This is a genomic window from Streptomyces sp. NPDC018019, from assembly GCF_044327805.1.
In the GTDB taxonomy this organism is placed as follows: Bacteria; Actinomycetota; Actinomycetes; order Streptomycetales; family Streptomycetaceae; genus Streptomyces.
The window spans coordinates 105,275-131,195 of the sequence record NZ_JBIRGD010000012.1 but is presented as its reverse complement, the minus strand read 5'-3'; the positions used below and the strand labels follow the sequence as shown (position 1 = coordinate 131,195).

Annotated in this window: 16 protein-coding genes; 13 read left to right on the top strand and 3 right to left on the bottom strand. The window is 72.6% G+C overall.

Annotated features, from left to right (window positions below):
- Entirely contained in the window at window positions 1–2,115 is a 2,115-nt protein-coding gene (gene kdpB / locus ACH4FX_RS21070) for a potassium-transporting ATPase subunit KdpB (protein ID WP_398481255.1), read from the top strand.
- A 7-nt stretch (window positions 2,116–2,122) separates the two neighbouring features.
- Entirely contained in the window at window positions 2,123–2,782 is a 660-nt protein-coding gene (kdpC, locus tag ACH4FX_RS21065) for a potassium-transporting ATPase subunit KdpC (RefSeq protein WP_398481062.1), read from the top strand.
- 102 nt (window positions 2,783–2,884) lie between these two features.
- Here the strand turns inward: kdpC and ACH4FX_RS21060 are convergent, their stop codons facing one another.
- Window positions 2,885–3,424, bottom strand: a complete 540-nt coding sequence (locus ACH4FX_RS21060) for a GNAT family N-acetyltransferase (RefSeq protein WP_398481061.1) — start codon at window positions 3,422–3,424, stop codon at window positions 2,885–2,887.
- A 460-nt stretch (window positions 3,425–3,884) separates the two neighbouring features.
- Between ACH4FX_RS21060 and ACH4FX_RS21055 the strand changes: the two genes are divergently transcribed.
- The 4 genes from ACH4FX_RS21055 (at window position 3,885) to ACH4FX_RS21040 (ending at window position 8,635) form a co-directional block, all read left to right on the top strand.
- A complete protein-coding gene (locus tag ACH4FX_RS21055) occupies window positions 3,885–6,452 on the top strand; it encodes an ATP-binding protein (RefSeq protein ID WP_398481059.1) in 2,568 nt (855 codons plus the stop codon).
- Between the two features lie 124 nt (window positions 6,453–6,576).
- The gene (locus ACH4FX_RS21050; protein ID WP_398481057.1) at window positions 6,577–7,260 is read left to right on the top strand and encodes a response regulator; all 684 of its coding nucleotides are present in this window, start codon (window positions 6,577–6,579) and stop codon (window positions 7,258–7,260) included.
- Between the two features lie 112 nt (window positions 7,261–7,372).
- Entirely contained in the window at window positions 7,373–7,771 is a 399-nt protein-coding gene (locus ACH4FX_RS21045) for an OB-fold nucleic acid binding domain-containing protein (RefSeq protein ID WP_398481055.1), read from the top strand.
- Window positions 7,772–7,774: 3 nt separating this feature from the next.
- The gene (locus ACH4FX_RS21040) at window positions 7,775–8,635 is read left to right on the top strand and encodes a DUF3159 domain-containing protein (RefSeq protein WP_398481053.1); all 861 of its coding nucleotides are present in this window, start codon (window positions 7,775–7,777) and stop codon (window positions 8,633–8,635) included.
- Between the two features lie 84 nt (window positions 8,636–8,719).
- Here the strand turns inward: ACH4FX_RS21040 and ACH4FX_RS21035 are convergent, their stop codons facing one another.
- Together ACH4FX_RS21035 and ACH4FX_RS21030 are read right to left on the bottom strand one after the other, a co-directional pair.
- A complete protein-coding gene (locus ACH4FX_RS21035; RefSeq protein ID WP_030021240.1) occupies window positions 8,720–9,388 on the bottom strand; it encodes a TrkA family potassium uptake protein in 669 nt (222 codons plus the stop codon).
- Complete coding sequence (locus ACH4FX_RS21030; RefSeq protein WP_398481051.1) at window positions 9,385–10,053, bottom strand: potassium channel family protein; 669 nt, start codon at window positions 10,051–10,053, stop codon at window positions 9,385–9,387. The genes ACH4FX_RS21035 and ACH4FX_RS21030 overlap by 4 nt, the downstream gene beginning before the upstream one ends.
- Window positions 10,054–10,430: 377 nt before the next feature.
- Here ACH4FX_RS21030 and ACH4FX_RS21025 point away from each other — a divergent pair, with 377 nt between their 5' ends.
- The 7 genes from ACH4FX_RS21025 (at window position 10,431) to ACH4FX_RS20995 (ending at window position 25,861) form a co-directional block, all read left to right on the top strand.
- Window positions 10,431–12,479: an NAD-binding protein gene (locus ACH4FX_RS21025; protein WP_398481253.1), complete on the top strand. Its 2,049-nt coding sequence runs from the start codon at window positions 10,431–10,433 to the stop codon at window positions 12,477–12,479.
- A 202-nt stretch (window positions 12,480–12,681) separates the two neighbouring features.
- The gene (locus tag ACH4FX_RS21020; protein ID WP_398481251.1) at window positions 12,682–13,773 is read left to right on the top strand and encodes a PucR family transcriptional regulator; all 1,092 of its coding nucleotides are present in this window, start codon (window positions 12,682–12,684) and stop codon (window positions 13,771–13,773) included.
- A 189-nt stretch (window positions 13,774–13,962) separates the two neighbouring features.
- Complete coding sequence (locus ACH4FX_RS21015) at window positions 13,963–14,565, top strand: hypothetical protein (protein ID WP_398481050.1); 603 nt, start codon at window positions 13,963–13,965, stop codon at window positions 14,563–14,565.
- A 198-nt stretch (window positions 14,566–14,763) separates the two neighbouring features.
- Window positions 14,764–16,773: a flotillin family protein gene (locus ACH4FX_RS21010; protein WP_398481048.1), complete on the top strand. Its 2,010-nt coding sequence runs from the start codon at window positions 14,764–14,766 to the stop codon at window positions 16,771–16,773.
- 156 nt (window positions 16,774–16,929) lie between these two features.
- Complete coding sequence (locus ACH4FX_RS21005; RefSeq protein ID WP_398481250.1) at window positions 16,930–22,002, top strand: DNA repair ATPase; 5,073 nt, start codon at window positions 16,930–16,932, stop codon at window positions 22,000–22,002.
- A gap of 260 nt (window positions 22,003–22,262) precedes the next feature.
- On the top strand, window positions 22,263–24,314 hold the full coding sequence (locus ACH4FX_RS21000; RefSeq protein ID WP_398481047.1) for an APC family permease: 2,052 nt from the start codon (window positions 22,263–22,265) through the stop codon (window positions 24,312–24,314).
- 218 nt (window positions 24,315–24,532) lie between these two features.
- Complete coding sequence (locus tag ACH4FX_RS20995) at window positions 24,533–25,861, top strand: class I SAM-dependent RNA methyltransferase (RefSeq protein WP_398481045.1); 1,329 nt, start codon at window positions 24,533–24,535, stop codon at window positions 25,859–25,861.
- The last annotated feature ends 60 nt before the right edge of the window (window positions 25,862–25,921 follow it).

The following is a 25,921-nucleotide window of genomic DNA, read 5'->3' as shown; positions in this document are numbered from 1 at the left end:
ATGACCACCGCAACACCGACCCGCGCGCCCCACCAGGACGTGCCCGGCGGACACCAGCCGGACGGCGACGGCCGTGTCGGCGGCGGTCTCTTCGACCCGAAGCAACTGGTCAGGTCGCTGCCGGACGCGGTGCGCAAGCTGGACCCCCGGGTGCTGGTCAAGTCCCCGGTGATGTTCGTGGTCGAGGTCGGCTCGGTGCTGACCACGGTCTTCGCGCTGATGTCGCCGGGGGACTGGTTCGGCTGGGCCATCGCCGCCTGGCTCTGGCTCACGGTGCTCTTCGCCAACCTCGCGGAGGCGGTGGCCGAGGGCCGCGGCAAGGCGCAGGCGGACACGCTGCGCAAGGCCAAGACGGACACCGTGGCCCGCCGGCTGAACGGCGGCACCGAGGAGCTGGTGCCCGGCACCGACCTGCGCATCGGCGACCTCGTCGTCTGCGAGGCCGGCGACATCATCCCCGGTGACGGCGATGTCGTCGAAGGCGTCGCGTCGGTCGACGAGTCGGCCATCACGGGCGAGTCGGCGCCGGTCATCCGCGAGTCCGGCGGCGACCGGTCCGCGGTCACCGGCGGTACGAAGGTGCTCTCCGACCGCATCGTCGTCAAGATCACCACCAAGCCCGGCGAGACCTTCATCGACCGGATGATCAACCTCGTCGAGGGCGCCGCCCGGCAGAAGACGCCGAACGAGATCGCGCTGAACATCCTGCTCGCCTCGCTCACCGTCGTCTTCCTGCTGGCCGTCGTCACGCTCCAGCCGTTCGCGGTCTACGCGGGCGCCGAGCAGCCCATGATCGTCCTGCTGGCGCTGCTGGTCTGCCTGATCCCCACCACGATCGGCGCGCTGCTGTCGGCCATCGGCATCGCGGGCATGGACCGCCTGGTCCAGCGCAATGTGCTGGCGATGTCCGGGCGCGCGGTCGAGGCCGCCGGCGACGTCTCCACGCTGCTGCTCGACAAGACCGGCACCATCACCCTCGGCAACCGCCAGGCAGCCGAGTTCGTGCCGGTCAAGGGCGTCACGGAGGCCGAGGTCGCGGACGCGGCCCAGCTCTCCTCGCTCGCCGACGAGACGCCCGAGGGCCGCTCCATCGTCGTCCTGGCCAAGGAGAAGTACGGGCTGCGCGAGCGCCACCAGGGCGAGCTGGTCGACGCCACGTGGGTGCCCTTCACCGCCCAGACCCGCATGTCGGGCGTGGACGTCACCGAGCACGGCGCCGTACGCCGGGTCCGCAAGGGCGCGAGCGGATCGGTCATCGCGTGGGTGCGCGAGCGGGGCGGCACCGTCGCCGACGACGCCGACCGGCTGGCGAACGGCATCTCCGAGGCGGGCGGCACGCCGCTGCTGGTCGCCCTGGAGGACGAGCGGGGCGCCCGCGTCCTGGGCGTCATCCACCTCAAGGACGTCGTCAAGGACGGCATGCGCGAACGCTTCGCCGAGCTGCGCAAGATGGGCATCAAGACCGTCATGATCACGGGCGACAACCCGCTGACGGCCAAGGCCATCGCCGACGAGGCGGGCGTGGACGACTTCCTCGCCGAGGCCACGCCCGAGGACAAGATGGCGCTCATCAAGCGCGAGCAGTCCGGCGGCAAGCTGGTCGCGATGACCGGCGACGGCACCAACGACGCGCCGGCCCTGGCCCAGGCGGACGTGGGGGTCGCCATGAACACCGGCACCTCGGCCGCCAAGGAGGCCGGGAACATGGTGGACCTGGACTCCAACCCGACCAAGCTCATCGAGATCGTCGAGATCGGCAAGCAGCTGCTGATCACCCGGGGCGCGCTGACCACCTTCTCGATCGCCAACGACGTCGCGAAGTACTTCGCGATCATCCCGGCGATGTTCGCGGTGGCCTACCCGGGCCTGGACACCCTCAACATCATGCGGCTGCACAGCTCGCAGACCGCGATCCTGTCCGCGATCATCTTCAATGCGCTGATCATCGTGGCGCTGGTCCCGCTGGCCCTCAAGGGCGTGCGCTACCGCCCGGTGAGCGCGGACCGGATGCTCCGCCGCAACCTCGGCATCTACGGACTGGGCGGCCTGATCGCCCCGTTCGTCGGCATCAAACTCATCGACCTGCTCATCTCGCTGATCCCCGGGATCGGGTGACTCCCTCATGAACAACGCGGTACGCAACAGCGGCCGGCTCCTCGGCGCCGGCCTGCGCGCCCTGCTCGTCCTCACCGTGGTCTGCGGCGTGCTCTACCCGCTGGTCGTCACCGGCATCGCCCAGGCCGCCTTCAACAGCAAGGCCAACGGCTCCGAGGTGACGCAGAACGGCAAGGCCGTCGGCTCCGAACTCCTCGGCCAGCGCTACGACAAGGGCCGGGACGGCAAGGGCGACCCGATCCCGGACCTGCGCTACTTCCAGCCGCGCCCGTCCGCGGGACTCGGCAGCAACAAGACCAACGGCGTCAACACCCAGTACGACCTCCAGGTCTCCGGCGCCACCAACCAGGGCGCGACCAACACCGACCTGATAGCCGCCGTCAAGGAACGCAAGAAGTGGGTCGCCGGCACCTACGGCGTCCCCCAGTCCGAGGTCCCGGCCGACGCCGTCACCTCCTCCGGCTCCGGCCTCGACCCCGACATCTCCCCGGCCTACGCGAAACTCCAGGTCAACCGGGTGGCAAAGGAGAACCACCTGGACCGCACCAAGGTGGAACGCCTGGTCGAGGACACCACCGAGGGCCGGGTACTGGGCTTCATGGGGGAGCCGAGGGTGAATGTGCTGAAGCTGAACGTGGGGCTCAGGGAGCTGACCGGGACCAAGTAGCCGTAAGGCGCTCCCGTACGGCCGGCGGACACCACCGGCCCGCCCCAGGTCCGCAGGCCCGACCGTGCACGCACGGACGGGCCTGCCGCCGGTCCGACCGCCTCACCACACGTCCCCACTCCGCCAGTCGCAGGCCAGGTCGCCCGCCAGATCCAAGGGCACCGCCCCCGGCAGAACGTGGATGCCGTCGTCCTCCTCCTCGGTGCGCTTCAGGCCGGACGGGGAGAGGACGTACGAGGCCCCCTGCCAGGGCCGCCAACCGCGGGCCGCGTATAAGGTGGCGGCTCCGTCGGAGGCACTGAGGGCCCCGAAATCGTACGCATCCCGCACGACCCGCTCCAGAGCCGACATCATCGCCGCCCCGTGCCCCCGCCCGCGCCGGTCCGCGCGCACGCCGACCCCTTCCACGTACCCGCAGCGCAGGGACCGCCCATCATGCAGCATCTGACGCTGCACAACGGAGGCATGCCCGATCAACTCGCCCCCCTCCCACACGAGAGCATGCACCCCGCCCAGCGCGTGATCCCAGTCCTCCTCGGTCATATCGCCCTCGAAGACGTCATGGAGAAGAGCTCTCGCCGCGGCGCGAGTACGCGCGTCGAGTTCCGCGGTGCGTGCGAGATGGGTGTGTACGTCGGTCATGGCTGCCATGGTCGCGGAGTCGGTGAGCGACAAGCACGCAGGCGCGGGGATCTACCGCCACCATGAGGACGGGGCGGCCCACAACCGGCCACAGGAGCATGCCCAGGCGCGGCGGTCCCCTGGGCGGTGCGCCTCAGCGGCGTGACCAAGTCGCACGGCAGTGGGAAAGCCGCTGTCGTGGTGCTCGACGACGTCACGGCGGAGTTGCCCTACGGAACGTTCGCCGCTGTCATGGGCCCGTCCGGATCGGGCAAGAGCACGTTCTTGCACTGTGCCTCCGGACTTGAACGTGCGGGCCGGGGAACGGGGAGATCGCGGGCCAGGACCTGGCTTCCGTATCAGAGTCCCGTAAAGACCCACTCCCCATCCCCCACCTGCGCCTTTTGTGGCGTTCTGTGGTCGGTAGGGTCGGCTCAGGGTCAGCCCGGTGGGGGCGGCTTCGACGTAAGACAATGGGGCCATGGCACGCGGCAAGCTTCGGATCTACCTCGGCGCGGCACCGGGCGTCGGCAAGACGTACTCGATGCTGTCCGAGGCGCACCGGCGGGTGGAGCGCGGGACGGACGCCGTGGTGGCGTTCGTCGAGCACCACGACCGGCCCCGTACGGAGGTCATGCTGCACGGGCTGGAGCAGATCGAGCGCGTGGAGCTGGAGTACCGCGGTTCCGCCTTCACCGAGATGGACGTGGACGCGGTGCTGCGGCGCAAGCCGGCCGTCGCGCTCGTGGACGAGCTCGCGCACACGAACGTGCCCGGCTCCCGTAACGCCAAGCGCTGGCAGGACGTCGAGGAGCTGCTGGAGGCCGGGATCGACGTGATCTCGACGGTCAACATCCAGCACCTCGAATCGCTGGGCGACGTGGTCGAGTCGATAACGGGTGTGCGGCAGCGCGAGACCGTGCCGGACGAGATCGTCCGGCGGGCCGACCAGATCGAGCTGGTCGACATGTCGCCCGAGGCGATCCGGCGCCGGATGGCGCACGGCAACATCTACAAGCCCGACAAGGTGGACGCCGCCCTGTCGAACTACTTCCGGCCGGGCAATCTGACCGCTCTGCGGGAGCTCGCGCTGCTGTGGGTGGCCGACCGGGTCGACGAATATCTCCAGCAGTACCGTTCCGAGCACAGTGTGTCCAAGATCTGGGCGGGGCGCGAGCGCATCGTCGTCGGCCTCACCGGCGGCCCGGAAGGGCGTACGCTCATCCGCCGCGCGTCCCGGATGGCGGCCAAGGGCTCGGGCAGCGAGGTGCTCGCCGTCTACATAGCGCGCAGCGACGGGCTGACCTCCGCCTCGCCCAAGGAACTCGCCGTGCAGCGCACTCTCGTCGAGGACCTCGGCGGGACGTTCCACCATGTCATAGGGGACGACATACCGAACGCGTTGCTGGAGTTCGCGCGCGGGGTCAACGCCACGCAGATCGTGCTGGGCTCCAGCCGCCGCAAGACGTGGCAGTACGTCTTCGGGCCGGGCGTCGGCGCCACCGTCGCCCGGGATTCCGGCCCCGACCTGGACGTCCACATCGTCACCCACGACGAGGTCGCCAAGGGGCGCGGCCTGCCCGTCGCGCGCGGCGCCCGGCTGGGCCGGGCCCGGATCATCGCCGGCTGGCTGCTCGGCGTGGTGGCACCGGTCCTGCTCTCACTGGTGCTCACCGCCATCGACAACGGCCCCGGGCTGGCCAACGACGTCCTGCTCTTCCTGTTCCTGACCGTCGCCGCCGCGCTGGTCGGCGGGCTGCTGCCGGCGCTGGCGGCTGCCGCCGTCGGCTCGCTGCTGCTGAACTTCTACTTCACCCCGCCCACCCACTCGGTCACCATCGCCGACCCCAAGAACATCGTCGCGATCGTGATCTTCTTCGCGGTCGGCGTCTCGGTCGCCTCCGTGGTCGACCTGGCCGCCCGCCGCACCCACCAGGCGGCCCGGTTGCGCGCCGAGTCGGAGATCCTCTCCTTCCTGGCGGGCAGCGTGCTGCGCGGCGAGACGACGCTGGACGCGCTCCTGGAACGGGTGCGGGAGACCTTCGGCATGGAGTCGGTCGCGCTGCTGGAGCGGGCCGGGGACGTCGAACCGTGGACCTGCGCGGGCCGGGTGGGCGGTGCTCCGGACGGCGACCGGGAGGCCAAGCCGCTGCTGCGCCCCGAGGACGCCGACGTGGACATGCCGGTCGGCGACCACATGGCGCTGGCGCTCACCGGCCGGGTGCTGCCCGCCGAGGACCGCCGGGTGCTGGCCGCGTTCGCCGCCCAGGCCGCCGTCGTCCTGGACCGCCAGCGGCTGGTCGGCGAGGCGGAGCGGGCCCGCGAGCTGGCCGAGGGCAACCGCATCCGTACGGCGCTGCTGGCCGCCGTCAGCCACGATCTGCGCACCCCGCTGGCCAGCATCAAGGCATCGGTGACCTCGCTGCGCTCCGATGACGTGGCCTGGTCCGAGGACGACGAGGCGGAGCTGCTGGCGGGCATCGAGGCGGGCGCCGACCGGCTGGACCACCTGGTGGGCAACCTGCTGGACATGTCCCGCCTGCAGACCGGCACCGTCACCCCGCTGATCCGCGAGATCGACCTCGACGAGGTGGTGCCGATGGCCCTCGGCGGCGTCCCCGAGGGCAGCGTCACCCTCGACATCCCCGAGGAACTGCCGATCGTCGCCGTCGACCCGGGCCTGCTGGAGCGCTCCGTGGCCAATCTCGTGGAGAACGGCGTCAAGTACAGCCCGGACGGCGAGCGGGTGCTGGTCTCCGCGAGCGCCCTCGGCGACCGCGTCGAGCTGCGTATCGCCGACCGCGGCCCCGGCGTGCCGGACAGCGCCAAGGACCGGATCTTCGAGCCGTTCCAGCGGTACGGGGACGCGCCGCGCGGCGCGGGCGTGGGTCTGGGCCTGGCCGTCGCCCGCGGTTTCGCGGAGGCGATGGGCGGCACGCTCGCCGCCGAGGACACCCCCGGCGGCGGTATGACCATGGTCCTCACCCTGCGTGCCGCGCCCGGCCGTCCGCCGGTGCGGCCCGACCTCCCGGCCCAGGCGACGACGTGAGCGCGCGCCCGGCCCGCCATGGAGCGGCCCCGCACGAGACGCCTCCCGGCCCCCTGGAGCCGCCTTCCAGCCGACACCCCGCGGGCACGGCCCGGCGGGTTTCCCCACCACGAGGAGAACGACAGTGAACCGGGTGCTTGTGGTCGATGACGAGCCGCAGATCGTACGGGCCCTCGTGATCAACCTGAAGGCGCGCAAGTACGAGGTCGACGCCGCCCCCGACGGGGCCACCGCCCTCAAGCTGGCCGCCGCCCGCCACCCCGACGTCATCGTCCTGGACCTGGGCCTGCCCGACATGGACGGCGTGGAGGTGATCAAGGGGCTGCGGGGCTGGACCCGGGTACCGATCCTGGTGCTCTCCGCCCGGCAGACCTCCGACGAGAAGGTCGAGGCGCTGGACGCCGGGGCGGACGACTACGTCACCAAGCCGTTCGGGATGGACGAGCTGCTGGCCCGGCTGCGGGCCGCGGTGCGCCGGGCCGAGCCGACCGGGCCGGCCGAGGACGCGGTGATCGTGGAGACCGACGGGTTCACCGTCGATCTCGCCGCCAAGAAGGTCAACCGCGGCGGCCGGGACGTCCGCCTTACGCCGACCGAGTGGCATCTCCTGGAGGTCCTGGTCCGCAATACGGGACGTCTCGTCAGCCAGAAGCAGCTCCTCCAGGAGGTCTGGGGGCCCTCGTACGGCACCGAGACCAACTACCTGCGGGTCTACATGGCCCAGCTGCGCCGGAAGCTGGAGAGCGATCCCTCGCACCCGCGGCACTTCGTCACCGAGCCGGGCATGGGCTACCGCTTCGAGCAGTGACCGGGCGCGGGCGCCGGGAGTGTACGGCGGGCCGCAGGGGCGCGCACGCCCGGACCGCGCGCCGCGCTCCGCAGCCGTGATCCCGGGGCCCGCGCACCGGTACGCTGGCCTCATGAGTGCTGGGACCCGATCCGAGAAGCCGGCAGGCCGGTTCCGCCGGATGCTCGACAGGCTCTCCTCCTCCGAGGAGGAGCTGGAGTCCGCCGAGCTCCAGCAGGACGCCGAGAACACCGGCTGCACGCGCATCTGCGACTGCGACGACCGGCAGATCGTCAAGGTCACCGGCACCCTGCGGCATGTGACCCTGCGGCCGCGCGCCGGTGTGCCCGCCCTGGAGGCGGAGCTGTTCGACGGCTCCGCCGCGCTGGACGTGGTGTGGCTGGGCCGGCGTGCCATCACCGGCATAGAGCCCGGCCGCAAGCTCATCGCCTCGGGCCGGATCTCCATGAGCCACGGACGCCGGGTGCTGTTCAATCCGAAGTACGAACTCCGACCACTCGGACAGGAGTAGCCGGTGACGTCTGACGACCGATCCACGCGAACCACCGGACCGGCCGACGGGCCGGCCCGGGAGCCGGACGGCGCCCCCGACGGCAGAGCCGTCACCGAGGCGGCCCTCTTCGAAGCCTTCGGCGGCGTACGCGGCATGGTGGAGACCGTCCTGCCCGGCCTGCTGTTCGTCACGATCTACACGGTCAACAAGGACCTGCACCTCTCCGCGATCGCCGCGCTGGCCGTCTCGCTGGTGCTGGCCGCCGCCCGCCTGGTCCGCAAGGACACCGTCAAGCACGCCTTCAGCGGCGTCTTCGGGGTGGCCTTCGGCGTGGTCTTCGCGATGATGACCGGCAACGCCAAGGACTTCTACCTGCCCGGCATGCTCTACACGCTGGGCCTGGGCGTCGCCTACATCGTCACCACGCTGGCCGGGGCGCCGCTGATCGGCCTGATCCTGGGGCCGGTGTTCAAGGAGAACCTCTCCTGGCGCACCCGCAACCCGGGCCGCAAGAAGGCGTACGCCAAGGCCAGCTGGGCCTGGGGCCTGATCCTGCTGGCCAAGTGCGCGATCCTCTTCCCGCTGTACTGGTGGGCGGACACCACCCACCTCGGCTGGGTGCTGATCGCGCTGAAGATCCCGCCGTTCCTGCTGGCGGTCTGGCTGACCTGGCTGTTCCTGGCCAAGGCACCGGCGCCGATCGACGTCTTCGCCGAGATGGAGGCCAAGGAGAAGGCCGAGGAGGAGGCGAAGGCGGCGCGCGAGCGCGCGACGCTGGAGGACCGCATCCTGGACGGGGTGGCCGACGACCTCGCCAAGGACATCACGCCGCAGGCGCTGGCCGCGGAGCAGCCGGGCCGGACGCCCCGGCACCGCCGCTGACGCCGGGCCGCACGGACGCGGCAGGGCCGGGAACCACACGGTTCCCGGCCCTGTTGCGTCCGCCGCTCGGCGGCCCGCCCGCGATCACGCCTCGCGGCGTACCGACAGCAGGTCCTCCAGCTGCTCCTCGCGCGACTGGGCCGCGACGAACAGCAGCTCGTCGCCCGCCTCCAGCGCGTCCTCCTTGTTCGGCGTGAGCACCCGGTTGCCGCGGATGATCGTGACCAGGGAGGTGTCCTCGGGCCACTCGACGTCGCCGACCCGGGTGCCGGCCAGCGCCGCCTCCGGCGGCAGGGTCAGCTCCACGAGGTTGGCGTCGCCGTGGCTGAAGCGCAGCAGCCGTACGAGATCGCCGACGCTCACCGCCTCCTCGACCAGCGCCGACATCAGGCGCGGCGTGGAGACGGCGACGTCCACGCCCCACGCCTCGTTGAACAGCCACTCGTTCTTGGGGTTGTTCACCCGGGCCACCACCCGCGGCACGCCGTACTCGGTCTTGGCGAGCAGCGAGACGACCAGGTTGACCTTGTCGTCGCCGGTCGCCGCGATGACGACGTTGCAGCGCTGCAGCGCGGCCTCGTCCAGCGAGGTGATCTCGCAGGCGTCGGCCAGCAGCCACTCCGCCAGCGGCACCCGCTCGACCGAGATCGCCGTCGGCGCCTTGTCGATGAGCAGGATCTCGTGGCCGTTCTCCAGGAGCTCGCCCGCGATGGACCGTCCCACCGCGCCCGCGCCCGCAATCGCGACTCTCATGCGTGCGCCTCCTCGGGCCCTTCGGCGAACACCGCTTCCACCTTCTCGACCTCGTCGGTGCGCATCATCACGTGCACCAGGTCGCCTTCCTGGAGGACGGTCTGCGAGGTCGGCAGCATCGCCTCACCCAGACGGGTGAGGAAGGCCACGCGCACCCCGGTCTCCTCCTGCAGCCTGCTGATCTTGTGGCCCACCCAGGCCGGCGAGGTGTGCACCTCGGCGAGCTGGACGCCGCCGCTCGGGTCGCGCCACAGCGGCTCGGCCCCCGAGGGCAGCAGCCGGCGCAGCATCTGGTCGGCGGTCCAGCGCACGGTGGCCACCGTCGGGATGCCCAGGCGCTGGTAGACCTCGGCACGGCGCGGGTCGTAGATCCGCGCCGCGACGTTCGCCACGCCGAACATCTCGCGGGCCACCCGGGCCGCGATGATGTTGGAGTTGTCGCCGCTGCTGACGGCGGCGAAGGCACCCGCCTCCTCGATCCCGGCTTCGCGCAGCGTGTCCTGGTCGAAGCCGACTCCGGTCACCCGGCGGCCGCCGAAGGCGGAGCCCAGACGGCGGAAGGCGGTGGGGTCCTGGTCGACCACCGCGATCGTATGACCCTGGCTCTCCAGGGTCTGTGCGAGCGCGGAACCCACCCGCCCGCACCCCATGATGACGATGTGCATCGGCCCCTACCTCGCACCTTTCCTGTGCTGTGACGCCGGCTGCTTTCGTACCTGGCGTGTTCGGCGACCACGCTACCTGGCATGGCGGCCGGTGCGGCCACGCGGTTCGCCCGCACGGCCGTCCCGGGCGTTAAGAACGCGACAAGAGAACATAAGCTTCGGGTAAGTTTCCTTGCGGTACGGACCGGAATCTGATCGGTGATCATGCGGGCGGAGTCCGTACGGGAGCGCCCGGCGTGTCCGGACCGGTCCCCTTCGCCCAGGTCCGGGCCCCGCGCCCGGTCGTGATCAGGTGCGTACGGACGGCTCCGTACGGCACGCTGAGCGTCGTGTCCACCGTGCCCCAGCAGCCCCAATACAGCGCAGCCGCCCCACATATGGTCGTCTGCGGCGACGACGCCCTCGCGCGCCGCCTCGCCGCCGAGCTCAAGGACGTCTACCGGGAGCGGGTCACGCTCGTCGTCCCCTCCGCCAGGGAACCGCACCGGCCCCGCATCCCGCCGCCGCCCGGACCGCTGGGCCGGGCCCAGGCGCTGCTGGGCCGCGTCTCCGCCGCCATGGTCCGCACACCGTCCGGCCCGCCCGACGGCGCGCCCGGGAACGCGCCGGCCTCGGGCGGCGCCGTCGGCGGCGCCGAAGAACCGCCCGACGAACCCATACGGGTCCTGGAGGCGCCGGAGGCCGACGACGCCGCGCTGACCGAGGCCGGCATCGGCACGGCGGGCGCGCTCGCGCTGGTCTACGACGATGACGAGACCAACATCCACGCCGCGCTGCGCGCCCGGCGGCTCAACCCCCGGCTGCGGCTGGTGATCCGGCTCTACAACCGCAAACTCGGCCAGTACCTGGAGCAGTTGCTCGACCAGGCCGCGGCCGTCGGCGCCCTGGACACCGAGGGCGCCGACGCGTCCACCACGGTGCTCTCCGACGCCGACACCGTGGCGCCCGCGCTGGCGGCCACCGCCGTGGCCGGCACCAGCAAGGTCATCGAGGCCGACGGCCTGCTGCTGCGCGCCGTGGAACGCGGCCCCGCCCGCACCGCCGCCCCCGGGCTGTGCCCGCTCGCCGTCCTGTCCGCGACGGCCGACCTCCCCGCCGACACGCCCGGGAGCGGCACCGGCCGGGCGGACGAGGGCCCGGCCGCCGACGAAGGCCCCGTACTCCTCCCCGACGAGGCCACCGCCGCCGCGGCCACGGGCCGCGGCTCCGTCGTCCTGGAAACCGTCACCTACCGGGGCCGCCAGCAGCGCCCTGGCGGCCGGGGCGGCCCCGAAAACCCGGTACGGCGCAGCGGTGTGGGCCGCCTGTGGGGCCTGGTCAGCCTGCGCGGCCGGGGTGTGCCGCTGGGCACGTTCTTCTCCCGGCGGCTGCGCTGGTCGCTGGCCGGCGTCGTCGGCGCGGTCCTCGCCCTGGCCGTCGCCTCCTCCCTGACCACCGGCGACTCCCCGCTGCACGCCGCCTACCTTTCGCTCCTCGACCTCTTCGCCATCAACGAACCGGCCATCGGCGAGCCGGTCTCCCGCAAGGTGCTGCAACTCCTGTCCGGCCTCACCGGTTTGCTGCTGCTGCCGGTCCTGGTGGCCGCCGCGCTGGAAGGACTCGGCACCTTCCGCAACGCCTCCGCGCTACGCCGGCCGCCCCGCGGGCTGTCCGGGCACGTCGTATTGCTCGGTCTCGGCAAGGTCGGTACGCGGGTGCTGGCCCGGCTGCATGAGCTGGGCACCCCCGTGGTGTGTGTGGAGGCCGACCCGGAGGCGCGCGGCATCGCGCTGGCGCGTCGGCTGCGGGTGCCGACCGTCGTCGGGGACGTCACGCACGAAGGCGTACTGGAAGCCGCAAAAATCCAGCGTGCCCATGCCCTGCTCGCCCTGACCAGCGATGACACCACCAACCTGGAGGCGGCGCTGTATGCCCGCTCGGTCAAGCCCCGGCTCCGGGTGACGCTGCGCCTGTTCGACGACCGCTTCGCCACCGCCGTCTACCGCACACTGCGCGCCGCCCATCCCCAGGCCCGTACCCGTAGCCGCAGCGTCAGCTTCCTGGCCGCACCCGCCTTCGCCGGCGCGATGATGGGCCGCCAGATCCTCGGCGCCATCCCCGTCGAGCGGCGGGTGCTGCTGGTCGCCCGGGTCGAGGCGCGCGGCCACGCCGCCCTGGAGGGCCGCAGGATCGCCGACGTCTTCCGGCCCGGCCTGCTGCGCGTTCTGGCCGTGGACACCTCGGCGCCCGACGGCCCGCCGGACACCGCGCCCGCCGCCGCCCCGGAAGCCCCGGAACGTGGCCGGGCCCGGCTGGTACGGGAACTGGGTGACGACTATGAGCTGCGTCCCCAGGACCGGGTCCTGCTCGTCGTCACCCGCCAGGGACTCGGCGAACTGGTCGCCCGGCACCCGCACACCGCCGGCCCGGCACCGCAGGAGGTGTAGGAGGGGCCCGCCGTCACGGGCCGTACGGCAGCGTTCGCCCCGTTACGGGCGTACCGCTACGGCTGTCCCACTCCGGCCGTACCGCACCGGACCGTACCGATTCCGGCGCTCCCGGCGCCGTCCGGCAGGATGGACCCGCCCCGAAGGCCGGGGCGGAGAAACGGCGCGGCGGCGAGGAGAGCGGACGGTGCAGCACGGCGGGATGTCCCCGGAATTCCTGGAGGGGTACACCACGCTCCTCGCCGAGGTGTCCGACACCGGGCGGCTGCCCCGGCGTACGGAGCTGGACGCGCTGCGGGAACTGGGGGAGCGGGCCGCCGAGTCGGGGCACGGGCTGCGCGAAGCGGTCGGGCTCTTCCTGGGGGAGACCCGGCGGGTGTGGGGCACGCTGCCGGGAGTGGCGCGGGCGGCGGGCGCCGCGGAGCGGGCCCGCACCGGCGACGCCGTGCTGGGCGCGGTGGACGCCGCGATCGCCGCGTTCGGCGAGGGGCACGAGCGGGCGCAGCGGCTCGCCGTACGGCAGGAGGAGGCCGAGCGCCGCGAGTTCGTCGACGACCTCCTGTACGGGCGCAGCGACCTGGGGCGGCTGGCCGAGCGCGCCGAGCGGTTCGGGCTGCGGCTGGCCCACGAGCACGCGGTCGCGGTGGCCGAGGGCGACGAGCCCTTCGACGACATCCACCCGGTCGCCCGCCGGGTCGAACGCGAACTGCTCGGCCGGTTCGGCGACCGCGACGTACTGATCACCACCAAGGAGGGCCGGCTGATCTGCGTCGGCGCGAGCCGCGAGCGCACCGTGCTGGACGCCTTCGCCACCTACGCCCGCTGGCCCGACGTGGGCCGGCCCGGCGCGCGGCGGGTGGCCCTGGGCCGGGCGCACTCCGGCGCCGGCGGCGTGGTGCGCTCGTACGAGGAAGCCCTCGGCGCGCTGGAGCTGGCCGAGCAGCTGGAGCTGGACGAACCGGTGCTGCGCGCCGCCGACCTGCTGGTCTTTCCCGTGCTGCTGCGTGACCGGGCGGCCATGGCCGACCTCGTGCGGACGGTCCTCGGCCCGCTGACGCAGTCGCGCGGCGGCGCCGGGCCACTGCTGGAGACGATCGGCGCGTGCGCGGCGGCCGGGTACGTGAACGCCGAGGCGGCCCGCCGCCTGAAGGTCAGCGTGCGCACCCTGTCGTACCGCCTGGAGCGCATCAAGTTCCTCACCGGCTACGACCCGGCCGACGCCCTCCAGCGCTTCACCCTGGAAACGGCGGCGATGGGCGCGCGGCTGCTCGGCTGGCCGGACAAGCCCCTGTAGGCCGCGCTGCGGGGCGGAAACCGGCCGCTATTCGTACCCTCCGGCCACCCGCGGCGGCAAGACCACTGCCCGTTAACAGGACATCAGGAACGTATAAAGATTGCCGGGATCCGGCAATGTGCGGCCCCCTGTTCCCTTGCCACCATCAAGGAACCGGCAGGAACACCGCGAACGGGGGGACGGACGGCCATGGGCGACTTCGGGGCATTCACACGGGCCGCGCTCGCCTTCCCGGCCGTGCTCTTCACCTTCGCGCTGCTCGTGGTGGCCGTCTACTGGCTGCTGGTGCTGATCGGCGGGGCAGGCGTCGACATCCTCGACGGGGGTGAGGGTGTCGACGGCGGCTCCGCCGGCCCCGCCGGACTGCCCGTGACGGTCGCCCTCTCGCTCGGCGTGCTGATCGCCTGGGCCGTGTCCCTGGCCGGTGCCGCGCTGACCGACAGCCTGCCGATGCGCGCCGCCGCGCTGGTGCTCGCGCTGTGCGCGGCCTGGATCGGCATCCGCGCCGCGGCCGGCCTGGCCCGCCGCCTGCTGCCTCCTGAACGGGTCGCCTCCCGGGGCGACTTCGTCGGCCGGGTGTGCGTCATCCGCACCGGCCGGGTCTCGTCCGACTTCGGCCAGGCCGAGGTGCGCGCCGACGACGGCTCGACGGCCGTCATCCAGGTCCGTACGGAGAAGACCGGCCTCACCGCCGGCAGCAGCGCGCTGATCTTCGACTACGACGCCGACGGCGAGTTCTTCCGGGTCGCGCCCTTCGACGCCGCCCTGGATCCGTACGGCCCGGCCGCCTGAGCGCCGACCGGACCCGACCGGAACCGACCGGACCCATACGGCCGCTGACCGGATTCGACCGGACTCGTACGGACACCGACCGGACCCGTACGGCGGCCGCCCGGGCGCCGACCGACCACCGACCGGAGCGCGCCGCGCCGCCGCAGGCACCGCCGCGCCCGTCGAACCTCCCGACACACCGCAGGGATTGATGTTCCGATGGATGCCATCACCGTAGGAATCGGCGTGACCGTCGCCGTGGCCGTACTGATCGTGCTCGTCATGGTCCTCGCCCTCACCCGCCTCTACCGCAAGGTCCACCAGGGCCAGGCCCTGATCGTCTCCAAGTACCGCAAGGTCGATGTGACCTTCACCGGCTCGGTGGTGCTGCCGGTGCTGCACCGGGCCGAGGTGATGGACATCTCGGTGAAGACCATCGAGATCGGCCGCACCGGCCACGAAGGCCTGATCTGCCGGGACAACATCCGCGCCGACATCCGCATCGCGTTCTTCGTCCGGGTCAACAAGACCCGGGAGGACGTGGTCAAGGTCGCCCAGGCCATCGGCACCGAGCGGGCCAGCGACGTGGGCACGCTCCAGGAACTGTTCAACGCCAAGTTCTCCGAGGCGCTCAAGACCGTCGGCAAGCAGCTGGACTTCCAGGACCTCTACACCAAGCGCGACGAGTTCCGGGACCGGATCATCGCCGTCATCGGCACCGACCTCAACGGCTACAGCCTGGAGGACGCGGCCATCGACTACCTGGAGCAGACCCCGCTGGACCAGCTCGACACCGCCAACATCCTCGACGCGCAGGGCATCCGCAAGATCACCGAGCTGACCGCGATCGAGCATGTGCGCACCAACGAGTACCGGCGCAACGAGGAGAAGGAGATCACCCGGCAGAACGTGGACGCCCGGGAGGCCGTCCTGGAGCTGGAGCGCCGCCAGGCCGACGCGGAGATCCGCCAGCAGCGCGAGATCGCTACCGTACGCGCCAAGGAGGAGGCCGAGACGGCCCGGGTCCAGGCCGAGGAGCGGCTGCGCTCGCAGTCCGCGCACCTCAAAACGGAAGAGGCGCTCGGCATCCAGAACGAGAACCGCGAACGCGAGATCGCGGTGGCGCAGAAGAACCGCGAACGCGTCATCGCCATCGAGAACGAGCGCATCGAGAAGGACCGCCTCCTGGAGGTCATCGCCCGCGAGCGGGAGACCCAGCTGACCCGGATCGCCGCCGACAAGGAGGTCGAGGCCGAGAAGCGGGAGATCGCCGACGTCGTACGGGAGCGGATCGCGGTCGAGAAGACCGTCGCCGCCCAGGAAGAAGAGATCAAGAAGCTGCGTACGGTCGAGGAGGCGGAGCGCGAGCGGCAGTCGCTGGTCATCCGCGCCGAGGCCGAGGCACAGCAGCGGCTGGTCAAGGACATCAAGGCGGCCGAGGCCGCCGAACAGGCCGCCGCGCACCGCGCCGCCGAGGAACTGACGCTGGCCGAGGGCCGGCGCAAGGCCGCCGACCTGGACGCCCAGGCCAGGATCCGGCTCGCCGAGGGCACCCGGGCCGAGGCGGCGGCCGCCGGACTGGCCGAGGCGGAGGTACGGGAGCGGGACGCGGCGGCCGTCGAGAAGGCGGGCCGGGCCGAGGCGGCGGCGGCCGAGGCGCTGCTCAGGGCCGAGGCGGCCGGGCTCACCGAGAAGGCCGCGGCGATGGCCGCGCTGGACGCCGCGAGCCGGGAGCACGAGGAGTACCGGCTGCGGGTGGCCGCCGACAAGGAGGTCCGGCTGGCGGGCCTGGCGGCCCAGCGGGAGATCGCCGAGGTCCAGGCGAAGGTGCTGGCCACCGGCCTGGAGAACGCGAAGATCGACATCGTCGGCGGGGAGAGCGTCTTCTTCGACCGGCTGGCCGGCTCGATCGGCGCCGCCAAGGGGCTGGACGCACTGGTGGAGCGCTCCGAGACGGTCCGTACGGCCGCCGGCCCCTGGCTGGACGAGAACGGGTCCACCTTCACCAAGGACCTGACCACGATGCTCGGCGGACTCGGCGCGGCCGGGCTGCGCGACCTGACCCTGGCCGGGGCCCTGACCAAGCTCATCGACCGGGGCGGCCCGCAGGCCGGACAGCTCCGGAGCCTGCTGGACGCCGCCCACGTCAACGGCCTCGCGGACACCCGGATCGCCGACGCGGTCGCGGCACCGTCCCCGGCCAACGGCGCGGCGGTGGCGGCGAAGTAGCCGCCGGGAGTACGGCCGCGCGCGGGAACGGGCGGGCGCCCGTGCGCGGCCACCACACAACAGCGGAGACGGGGAGCCGGTGAGCGCGCGCTGAGTGGGCGCGGACCGGAGGAACAGTCCGCGTGCAGGGAGGAGAAGGAACTCGTGCAGGACCTCATGACGGAGACGGACGCCCGGGACGCGGGCCGGGGCCCGCAGCGTCCCGACGGCACACCGCCCCAGGACACCGGCCGCGGAGGCGACCTCGCCGACGGCACGTACGAGGTGCTGCGCGACCGTCTCGCGGGCGCCGCCGCCGATCTCGCCGAGCGGGCCCGCGCCCTCAACGCCCGCCGCGTCGAGACCTTCGGCGGCACCGACCTCGCGCTGCTCGGCACCGGCCACGTCCACACCGCCGGCGCGGCCGTCCTCCGGGACGCGGTGGCGGTCGGCGGCCTGCTGCTGACCGGCCGCAACGGGCTGCCGGAGCCCGGCGCGCCGACGACCGCCGTCCCGGACGTCTTCGCCCTGCACCGCCTCCACGTCAGTGACGACGACGTACGCCTCGAACCGGCGGACACCGACGCGCTGCCCGGCCTCCTGGACGACCCGCGCTTCCAGCGGGACTTCGACGAGCTGTACCGCTACTACCGGCAGGCCCGGCTGCTCCGGCTCCGCCGCACCGGCGCCCTGCTGCTCGCCGTCTTCCAGACCGGCGAACGGCTCGACGACCTCCGTGTACTGCGCTGGAAGCTTCCCGCCACCGGGGAAACGGAGCGCGCCGCACCCGTCTACCTGGACGCCAAGGGCGACCGTGACCACACCGCCGCGCCCGCCCACGACTTCCCGTGGACGCCCGCCACCCGAGAGGACCACGTACCCGGCCGCTACCCGCAACTCTCCGTGCAGGGCGAGGTCTTCCTCTCGACCGTCGGCGGTGCGCTCACCCTGAAGGCCGAGCCGGACACGGAGACGGCCGAGGGCCTCTACTCCGAGCCGGTGGACGAACCGCTCCAGTCCCTCGCCGACGCCGAGGTCGCGCACGCGCGCGTCGGGCCGCTGATTCTGGTGCGGGTCCGTCCGTACAAGGAGTCCGCACACCGCCATCTCGTCTTCAACACCCGCACGCAGGACGTACGCCGGATCGACGCGATCGGGCAGGCGTGCCGCGCGCTGCCCGAGGACCAGGGCATCGTCTTTCCCGGCGGCCACTACCTCACCACCGGAACCACCAAAACCTTCGACACCGACACCACCGGTCTCGCCTTCGACCGCGAACACCGCTCCCCGAACGGCGAGGACGTCCTCTACGCCTTCCACGACCGGGCCGACGGCCGCACCCTGCTCCTCCCGTACAACCTCGTCCGCGAGGAGGCCGCCACCCCGCTGACCGCGTACGGCCACGCGCTGTTCGACGACGGCACCCTGGCGGTCCTGCGCGGCACCCCGGAGCCGGGCCGGGTCCACCCGGTCCAGATCTGGCGCACCCCGTTCACCTCCGACGCCCACGCCGCGGCGCAGCCGGCCGGCGGCGGCCCGCTGGCCCGCATCGGCAACGCCGAGCTGGTCCGCGGGGTGTCCGACGCGCTCTCGGTCGCCCGGATGGCCACCGACATGGCCCCGGCGGGCCCGGTGTTCGAGGCCATCGCCGCGGCGGCGGCCCGGGTCGCCGACCGGCACCACTGGCTGGACGAGGCCGCGCTCGGCGCGCTGGGCGAGCCGCTGGAAGCCGTACGGGCCGCCGCCGCCCAGGTGGTCGAGGAGTTCACACGCGTCACCGAACTGCGGCAACAGGCCGCGACCGCGCTGGCGGAGGCCGCCGAACACACCACCGCCCTGGTCCGGCGCATCCGCGGCGAGCAGCCCACCACCGCCGAGGCGTGGATCCGCGGCCTCACCGAACTGCGCCAGGCACAGGGCCGGCTGGAGACCCTGCGGGAAACCCGCCACATCGACCTGGACCGGCTCGCGGAACTGGCCGACGGGCTCGCCGACGACCTGGCCACCGCCGGGCGCCGGGCCATCGCCTTCCTCAGCGGCGAGGACGCCTTCGCCGCCGCTCACCGCGCCGTCGCCGAGCTGACCGGGGAAGCCGCCGCGGTGGCCACCGCCGCCGACGCCGGACCGCTGGCCGCGCGCATCGACGAACAGGCCGCGGGGCTGCGCGTCGTCACCGAGGTCGTGGGCACCCTCGACATCGCGGACACCACCGTACGGACCGCCGTCCTGACCCGCGCGGGCGACGCGCTCGGCGCCGTCAACCGCGCCCGCGCCACCCTGGATGCCCGGCGGCGGGACCTGCTCGACGCGGAAGGGCGCGAGGAGTTCGCGGCCCAGCTCGCGCTGCTCGGGCAGTCCGTGGCGGGCGCGCTGGCCGCGGCCGGCACCCCCGAGGAGTGCGACGACGAACTCGGCCGACTGCTCCTGCAACTGGAGAACCTCGAAGCGCGCTTCGGCGCGTCCGACGAGCACCTGGAGCGGATCGCCGCCCAGCGCGAGGAGATCCAGGAGGCGTTCGCCGCCCGCAAGCAGGCCCGGCTCGACGAGCGCGCCCGGCACACCGACCGGCTCGCCGGGTCCGCCGGCCGCGTCCTGGCCACCGTCACCCGCCGCGTCGCCGCCCTCACCTCCCTCGACGACGTCAACGCCTTCTTCGCCGCCGACCCGCTCGTCGCGAAGGTCCGGGCCACCGCCGCGGAACTGCGCGACCTCGGCGACGGCGTCCGCGCCGGCGAGCTGGACGGGCGCCTGGCCGCCGCGCGCCAGGAAGCGGCCCGCGCGCTGCGCGACCGCACCGACCTCTACGACGGCACCGGCACCATCCGGCTGGGCCGGCACCGCTTCGCCGTCAACACCCAGCCCGTCGACCTGACGCTGGTCCCGCACGGTGACCGGCTGGCGTACGCCGTCACCGGAACCGACTTCCGGGCGCCCGTCCACGACGCGCGCCTGTCCGCCCACCGCGCCTTCTGGGACCAGCCGCTGGTCTCCGAATCACCGCAGGTCTACCGGGCCGAACACCTGGCCGCGCTGATCCTCGCGAGCGCCGAGGCGGGGGCGGAGGCAGGCGCGTACCGGGGTACGGACGGGGACGCGGTGATTCCGGATCTTGCCGCGCTGCGGGAGGCGGCGGCTGCCGACGCGCTGCTGCCGCTGGTCCGCCGGGTGGCCGAGACCCGCTACGACGAGGGGTACGACCGGGGCGTCCACGACCACGACGCCACCGCGATCCTCGCCGCCCTCCTCCGCCTGCACACCGCTGCCGGGCCTCTGCGCTACCCGCCGCATCTGCGCGCGGCGGCCCAGCTCTTCTGGGCATACGGCACCGACGACCGCACCCGCGCGCTGTGGACCACGCGCGCCCACTCCCTGGCGCGCGCCCGGTCCGTCTTCGGACCGCCGACGGGGTGGGGCACGCTGTCCGCCGAGATCGAGGAGGAGGCGGAGGGCTTCCTGCGGGAGGCGGGGCTGCCGGTCCCCGCGGGTGACTCCGCCACGTCCACCCCGGCCGCCACCTCCGACGCCGTCACCGTCCCCGCGCCCCTCTCCGGCCTCGGCGACTACCTCATGGCCGAGCTGGCCGGGCCGGCCGACGCGGGGGAGCGGGGCGCGGCGGGGGAGCCGGGCGCGGCGGGCCGGCCGTCCGGCCCGGCCGTCGGCCGCCCCCGTTTCGCCACCAGTGCCGCCGCCCGCGACCTGCTGGCCGGGTTCCGGCAGGCACTCGGCGGGCCGGACGCGCCCGCCGTCAAGGAGTTCGCCGAGGACCTGCGCGCCCTCGACGGGGACCTGGCCGCCCGCCACCAGCTCGTCACCGCCTGGCTCGGCGCGTACACCGAGGCGCGCGGCACCGCGCCCGACGCGCTGCCCGAGGCCGCCGCGATCGAGGTCTGCGGCCCGGCCCTGGCCCGGCGTGAGCTGACCGCGTCCCTCCACGCCGACGTGCCCGGCCTGCTCGGCAGCCACCCGCGGATCGCCGCCGGCGGCACCCTCTCCGTACGGCTGGACGAGCTGCTCGCCCGGACCGAAACGTTCCGCCGCACCCGCGTACCTGCGCACCGTGCCTACACCCGGCGCCGCACCGAACTCCTCGCCGCCGAACGCGACCGGCTCCGCCTGGACACCTACCGCCCCGAGGTCATGTCCGGCTTCGTCCGCAACCGCCTCATCGACGAGGTCTACCTGCCGCTGATCGGCGACAACTTCGCCAAGCAGCTGGGCGCCGCGGGGGAGGGGCGCCGCACCGACAGCCAGGGCCTGCTCCTGCTGCTGTCGCCGCCCGGCTACGGCAAGACCACGCTCCTGGAATACGTGGCGGCCCGCCTCGGCCTCCTCCTGGTCAAGGTGGACGGCCCGGCCCTCGGCCACCGCACCACCTCCCTCGACCCGGCCGCGGCCCCCGACGCCGCCGCCCGCCGGGAGGTCGAGAAGATCTCCTTCGCCCTGGAGGCCGGCAGCAACGTCCTCCTCCACCTCGACGACATCCAGCACACCTCCCCGGAGCTGCTCCAGAAGTTCATCCCGCTGTGCGACGCGCAGCGGCGGATGGACGGCGTCAGGGACGGCGAAGCCCGTACGTACGACCTGCGGGGCAAGCGCTTCGCCGTGTGCATGGCAGGCAACCCGTACACCGAGTCCGGACGGCGCTTCCGGCTGCCGGACATGCTCGCCAACCGCGCGGACGTGTGGAACCTCGGCGACGTCCTCAGCGGCAAGGAAGCGCTCTTCGCCCACTCGCACATCGAGAACGCGCTCCCGGCCAACCCCGTCCTCGCCCCGCTCGCCGCCCGCGACCGCGCCGACCTCGGCCTGCTGATCCGGATGGCCGAGGGCGACGACTCCGTACGCGCCGACCGGCTCACCCACCCCTACGGCACGGCCGAGCTGCGCGAGATCGTCTCCGTACTGCGCGGGCTGCTCCAGGTGCGCGCGGTCGCGCTCACCGTCAACCGGGCCTACATCGCCTCCGCGGCCCAGGCGGACGCGACCCGCACCGAGCCGCCGTTCCTCCTCCAGGGGTCGTACCGCAACACCAACAAGATGGCGGCGCGCCTCGTGCCCGTGATGAACGACACGGAGCTGGCCGCCCTCATCGACGACCACTACCGGGGCGAGGCACAGACCCTCACCAGCGGCGCCGAGGCCAACCTTCTGAAGCTGGCCGAGCTGCGCGGGCGCCTCGGTCCGGAGGCGGCGCGGCGCTGGGCCGAGGTGAAAGAGATGTGGAGATCCCGGGTGATCGCGAAGGCATAGACCGACCGGCCGTTAAGAAGGCGTAGAGATCCCGGAGGGCCGGTCAGCGGTCTTCAACGGGGTGAGGAAAAGGCGCGGCGTTAAGAAGTCGTACAGAAGAAGAAGGGGTCGAAGGGCGGCAGCCCGTTCTGTGCAGGCATGATGAAAGCGCTGGTGGCCGTGGCCGCCGCGGAGAACGGCCCCGGCATACGGACCCATCGCCGCCGCCCGCACGGGTGGCGGGTGGGCGCCTGCCTTGACGAAGGCTTAGCATCCTCTGCGTGTCCAAACTGACCGACGTGCCCAAACGGATCCTTATCGGGCGCGCACTGCGCAGCGACAAGCTCGGCGAGACCCTTCTGCCCAAGCGCATCGCGCTCCCCGTGTTCGCCTCCGACCCGCTCTCCTCCGTGGCCTACGCCCCGGGCGAGGTGCTGCTCGTCCTGTCCGTCGCGGGTGTGTCGGCGTACCACTTCAGCCCCTGGATCGCGCTCGCGGTCGTGGTGCTGATGTTCACGGTGGTGGCGTCCTACCGGCAGAACGTGCACGCCTACCCGAGCGGCGGCGGCGACTACGAGGTCGCCAACACCAACCTCGGTCCCAAGGCCGGACTGACCGTCGCCAGCGCCCTGCTGGTCGACTACGTCCTGACCGTCGCCGTCTCCATCTCCTCCGGGGTGGAGAACCTGGGCTCCGCGATCCCGTTCGTCACCGAACACAAGACGCTCTGCGCCATCGGCATGATCGTGCTGCTGACACTGATGAACCTGCGCGGCGTCAAGGAGTCGGGCAAGCTCTTCGCGATCCCGACCTACATCTTCGTCGCCGGCGTCTTCATAATGATCATCTGGGGCGTGGTGCGCGGGGTGATCATGGGCGACACCATGAAGGCGCCCACCGCCGACTTCACCATCCACGCCGAACAGGGCGGCCTCGCCGGCTTCGCCCTGGTCTTCCTCCTGCTGCGCGCGTTCTCCTCCGGCTGTGCGGCGCTCACCGGCGTCGAGGCGATCTCCAACGGCGTCCCCGCCTTCCGCAAGCCCAAGTCGAAGAACGCCGCCACCACCCTCGCGCTCATGGGCGGCCTGGCCGTCACCATGTTCTGCGGCATCATCGGCCTGGCCATGGCCACCGACGTCAAGATGGCGGAGACCCCGGCCACCGACCTGCTGCACAACGGCGTCCCGGTCGGCTCCGGCTACACCCAGAACCCGGTCATCTCCCAGGTCGCCGCCGCGGTCTTCGGCGACGGCACGTTCTTCTTCGTCGTGCTCGCCGCCGCCACCGCCCTGGTCCTCTTCCTCGCGGCCAACACCGCGTACAACGGCTTCCCGCTGCTCGGCTCGATCCTCGCCCAGGACCGCTACCTGCCGCGCCAGCTGCACACCCGCGGTGACCGGCTGGCCTTCTCCAACGGCATTGTGCTGCTGGCCGGCGCGGCCATCGTCCTCGTCTACATCTACGGCGCGGACTCCACCCGCCTGATCCAGCTCTACATCGTCGGCGTCTTCGTCTCCTTCACGCTCAGCCAGGTCGGCATGGTCCGCCACTGGAACCGCCACCTGCGGACCGAGAAGGACCCGGCCAAGCGCCGCCGGATGCACCGCTCCCGGGCCATCAACGCCTTCGGCGCCACCCTCACCGGCCTGGTGCTCGTCGTCGTCCTGCTGACCAAGTTCAGCCACGGCGCCTGGGTCGCCGTCCTCGGCATGGTCATCTTCTACGCCACCATGACCGCGATCCGCCGGCACTACGACCGGGTCGCCGAGGAGATCGCCGCCGAGGACGTCCCCGGCGACGAGGCCGTACGCCCGTCCCGCGTCCACTCGATCGTCCTGGTCTCCAAGGTCCACAAGCCCACCCTGCGCGCCCTCAGCTACGCCAAGCTGATGCGCTCGGGCACCCTGGAGGCGGTCAGCGTCGACGTGGACCCCGCCGAGACCAAGGCCCTCAAGGAGGAGTGGGAGCGCCGCAACATCGACGTGCCCCTGAAGGTGCTCGCCTCCCCCTACCGCGAGATCACCCGGCCCATCATCGACTACGTCAAGTCCCTGCGCCGCGAGAGCCCGCGCGACGCCGTCTCCGTCTACATCCCGGAGTACGTCGTGGGCCACTGGTACGAACACCTCCTCCACAACCAGAGCGCCCTGCGCCTCAAGGGCCGCCTGCTCTTCTCCCCCGGCGTGATGGTCACCTCCGTCCCCTGGCAGCTCGACTCCTCCGAGGCCGCCAAGCGCCGCGCCCGCAAGCGCGCCGAGTGGAACGCGCCCGGCGCGGTACGCCGGGGCCCGGTCGCCCAGCCGAAGAAGGAGAAGGCGGCGGTACGGAAGTAGGGGCGCATCCGTCCGTACGGCTCGGGGCCCGGACCTGCCACCCGGCGGGTCCGGGCCTGTGTGCTGCTGGGCGGGTCGGGTCCGGGCGGCCCTGTGCGCTGCCGCTCCCCTCCTCTCCTCCTGTCCGGTTCGGACTCCACCCGGCCGCCCCGTAGACTTGCAGGTCGGCATCCGCCTCTCCCGCCTCCCTGCACCCCACCCCCAGGAGCTCCCCCACCATGCAGACCGAACCCAAGAAGTCGCTGGTAGGCGAGGAGTACGAGGTCGAGGTCGGCCCCGTCGCGCACGGCGGCCACTGCATCGCCCGTACGGACGAGGGCCAGGTCCTGTTCGTACGGCACGCCCTGCCCGGCGAACGCGTCATCGCCCGCGTCACCGACGGTGAGGAAGGCGCCCGCTTCCTGCGCACCGACGCCGTGGAGATCCTGACCCCCTCCAAGGACCGCGTCGAGGCCCCCTGCCCCTTCTCCGGCCCCGGCAAGTGCGGCGGCTGCGACTGGCAGCACGTCGCCCCCGGCGCCCAGCGCCGCCTGAAGGCCGAGGTGATCACCGAGCAGCTGTCCCGGCTGGCCGGCCTCACCCCCGAGGAAGCCCGCTGGGACGGCACCGTCGAACCGGCCCCCGGCGACAAGGTGCCCAAGGGCGAGGTCCCGGCCTGGCGCACCCGCGTCCAGTACGCCACCGACGCCGAAGGCCGCGTGGGCCTCCGCAAGCACCGCTCCCACGACATCCAGCCCATCGACCACTGCCTGATCGCGGCGCAGGGCGTCTCGGAACTCGGCATCGAGAAGCGCGACTGGCCCCAGATCGCCACTGTCGAGGCCATCGCCGCCACCGGCTCGAACGACCGCCAGGTCGTCCTCACCCCCCGCCCCGGCGGCCGCCTCCCCATCGTCGAACTCGACAAGCCCGTCTCCGTCCTCCGCGTCAACGAGAAGGACGGCGGCGTCCACCGCGTCCACGGCCGCCCCTTCGTCCGCGAACGCGCCGCCGACCGCACCTGGCGCGTGGGCAACGGCGGCTTCTGGCAGATCCACCCCAAGGCCGCCGACCTCCTGGTCGAGGCCGTCATGCAGGGCCTGATGCCGAAGAAGGGCGACATGGCCCTGGACCTCTACTGCGGCGTCGGCCTCTTCGCGGGGGCGCTGGCCGACCGGGTCGGCGAAAAGGGCGCGGTTCTCGGCATCGAGAGCAGCAAGCGCGCGGTGGAGGACGCCCGCCACAACCTCCAGGACCTGGACCGCGTGCGAATCGAGCACGGAAAGGTCGAACAGATCCTCCCGCGCACGGGCATCGACTCGGTCGACCTCATCGTCCTCGACCCGCCGCGAGCGGGGGCGGGTCGGGCAACGGTCGCCCACCTTGCTTCACTCGGGGCTCGACGCATCGCGTACGTGGCCTGCGACCCGGCGGCCCTGGCCCGCGACTTGAAGTACTTCGCGGGGGAGGGGTACGTGCCGCGGAGGATGCGGGCGTTCGATCTTTTTCCGGTTACGGGGCATGTGGAGTGTGTGGTGATTTTGGAGAGGGCTGCTAAGGGGGCCTGACCTGCGGTTTTGTGTGTGCGCATGATGTGCGGTGTGGGCGCTACGGGCGATGTCTCGACG

What these genes read in the sequence shown, in the direction of transcription:
- ACH4FX_RS21055 (WP_398481059.1), top strand. Translation starts at nt 3,885, where the DNA reads ATGGCACGCGGCAAGCTTCGGATCTACCTCGGCGCGGCACCGGGCGTC.
- ACH4FX_RS21015 (WP_398481050.1), top strand. Translation starts at nt 13,963, where the DNA reads ATGGGCGACTTCGGGGCATTCACACGGGCCGCGCTCGCCTTCCCGGCC.
- ACH4FX_RS21045 (WP_398481055.1), top strand. Translation starts at nt 7,373, where the DNA reads ATGAGTGCTGGGACCCGATCCGAGAAGCCGGCAGGCCGGTTCCGCCGG.
- ACH4FX_RS21030 (WP_398481051.1), bottom strand. Translation starts at nt 10,053, where the DNA reads ATGCACATCGTCATCATGGGGTGCGGGCGGGTGGGTTCCGCGCTCGCA.
- ACH4FX_RS21035 (WP_030021240.1), bottom strand. Translation starts at nt 9,388, where the DNA reads ATGAGAGTCGCGATTGCGGGCGCGGGCGCGGTGGGACGGTCCATCGCG.
- kdpC (WP_398481062.1), top strand. Translation starts at nt 2,123, where the DNA reads ATGAACAACGCGGTACGCAACAGCGGCCGGCTCCTCGGCGCCGGCCTG.
- ACH4FX_RS21020 (WP_398481251.1), top strand. Translation starts at nt 12,682, where the DNA reads ATGTCCCCGGAATTCCTGGAGGGGTACACCACGCTCCTCGCCGAGGTG.
- ACH4FX_RS21010 (WP_398481048.1), top strand. Translation starts at nt 14,764, where the DNA reads ATGGATGCCATCACCGTAGGAATCGGCGTGACCGTCGCCGTGGCCGTA.
- ACH4FX_RS20995 (WP_398481045.1), top strand. Translation starts at nt 24,533, where the DNA reads ATGCAGACCGAACCCAAGAAGTCGCTGGTAGGCGAGGAGTACGAGGTC.
- ACH4FX_RS21005 (WP_398481250.1), top strand. Translation starts at nt 16,930, where the DNA reads ATGACGGAGACGGACGCCCGGGACGCGGGCCGGGGCCCGCAGCGTCCC.
- kdpB (WP_398481255.1), top strand. Translation starts at nt 1, where the DNA reads ATGACCACCGCAACACCGACCCGCGCGCCCCACCAGGACGTGCCCGGC.
- ACH4FX_RS21025 (WP_398481253.1), top strand. Translation starts at nt 10,431, where the DNA reads ATGGTCGTCTGCGGCGACGACGCCCTCGCGCGCCGCCTCGCCGCCGAG.
- ACH4FX_RS21060 (WP_398481061.1), bottom strand. Translation starts at nt 3,424, where the DNA reads ATGACCGACGTACACACCCATCTCGCACGCACCGCGGAACTCGACGCG.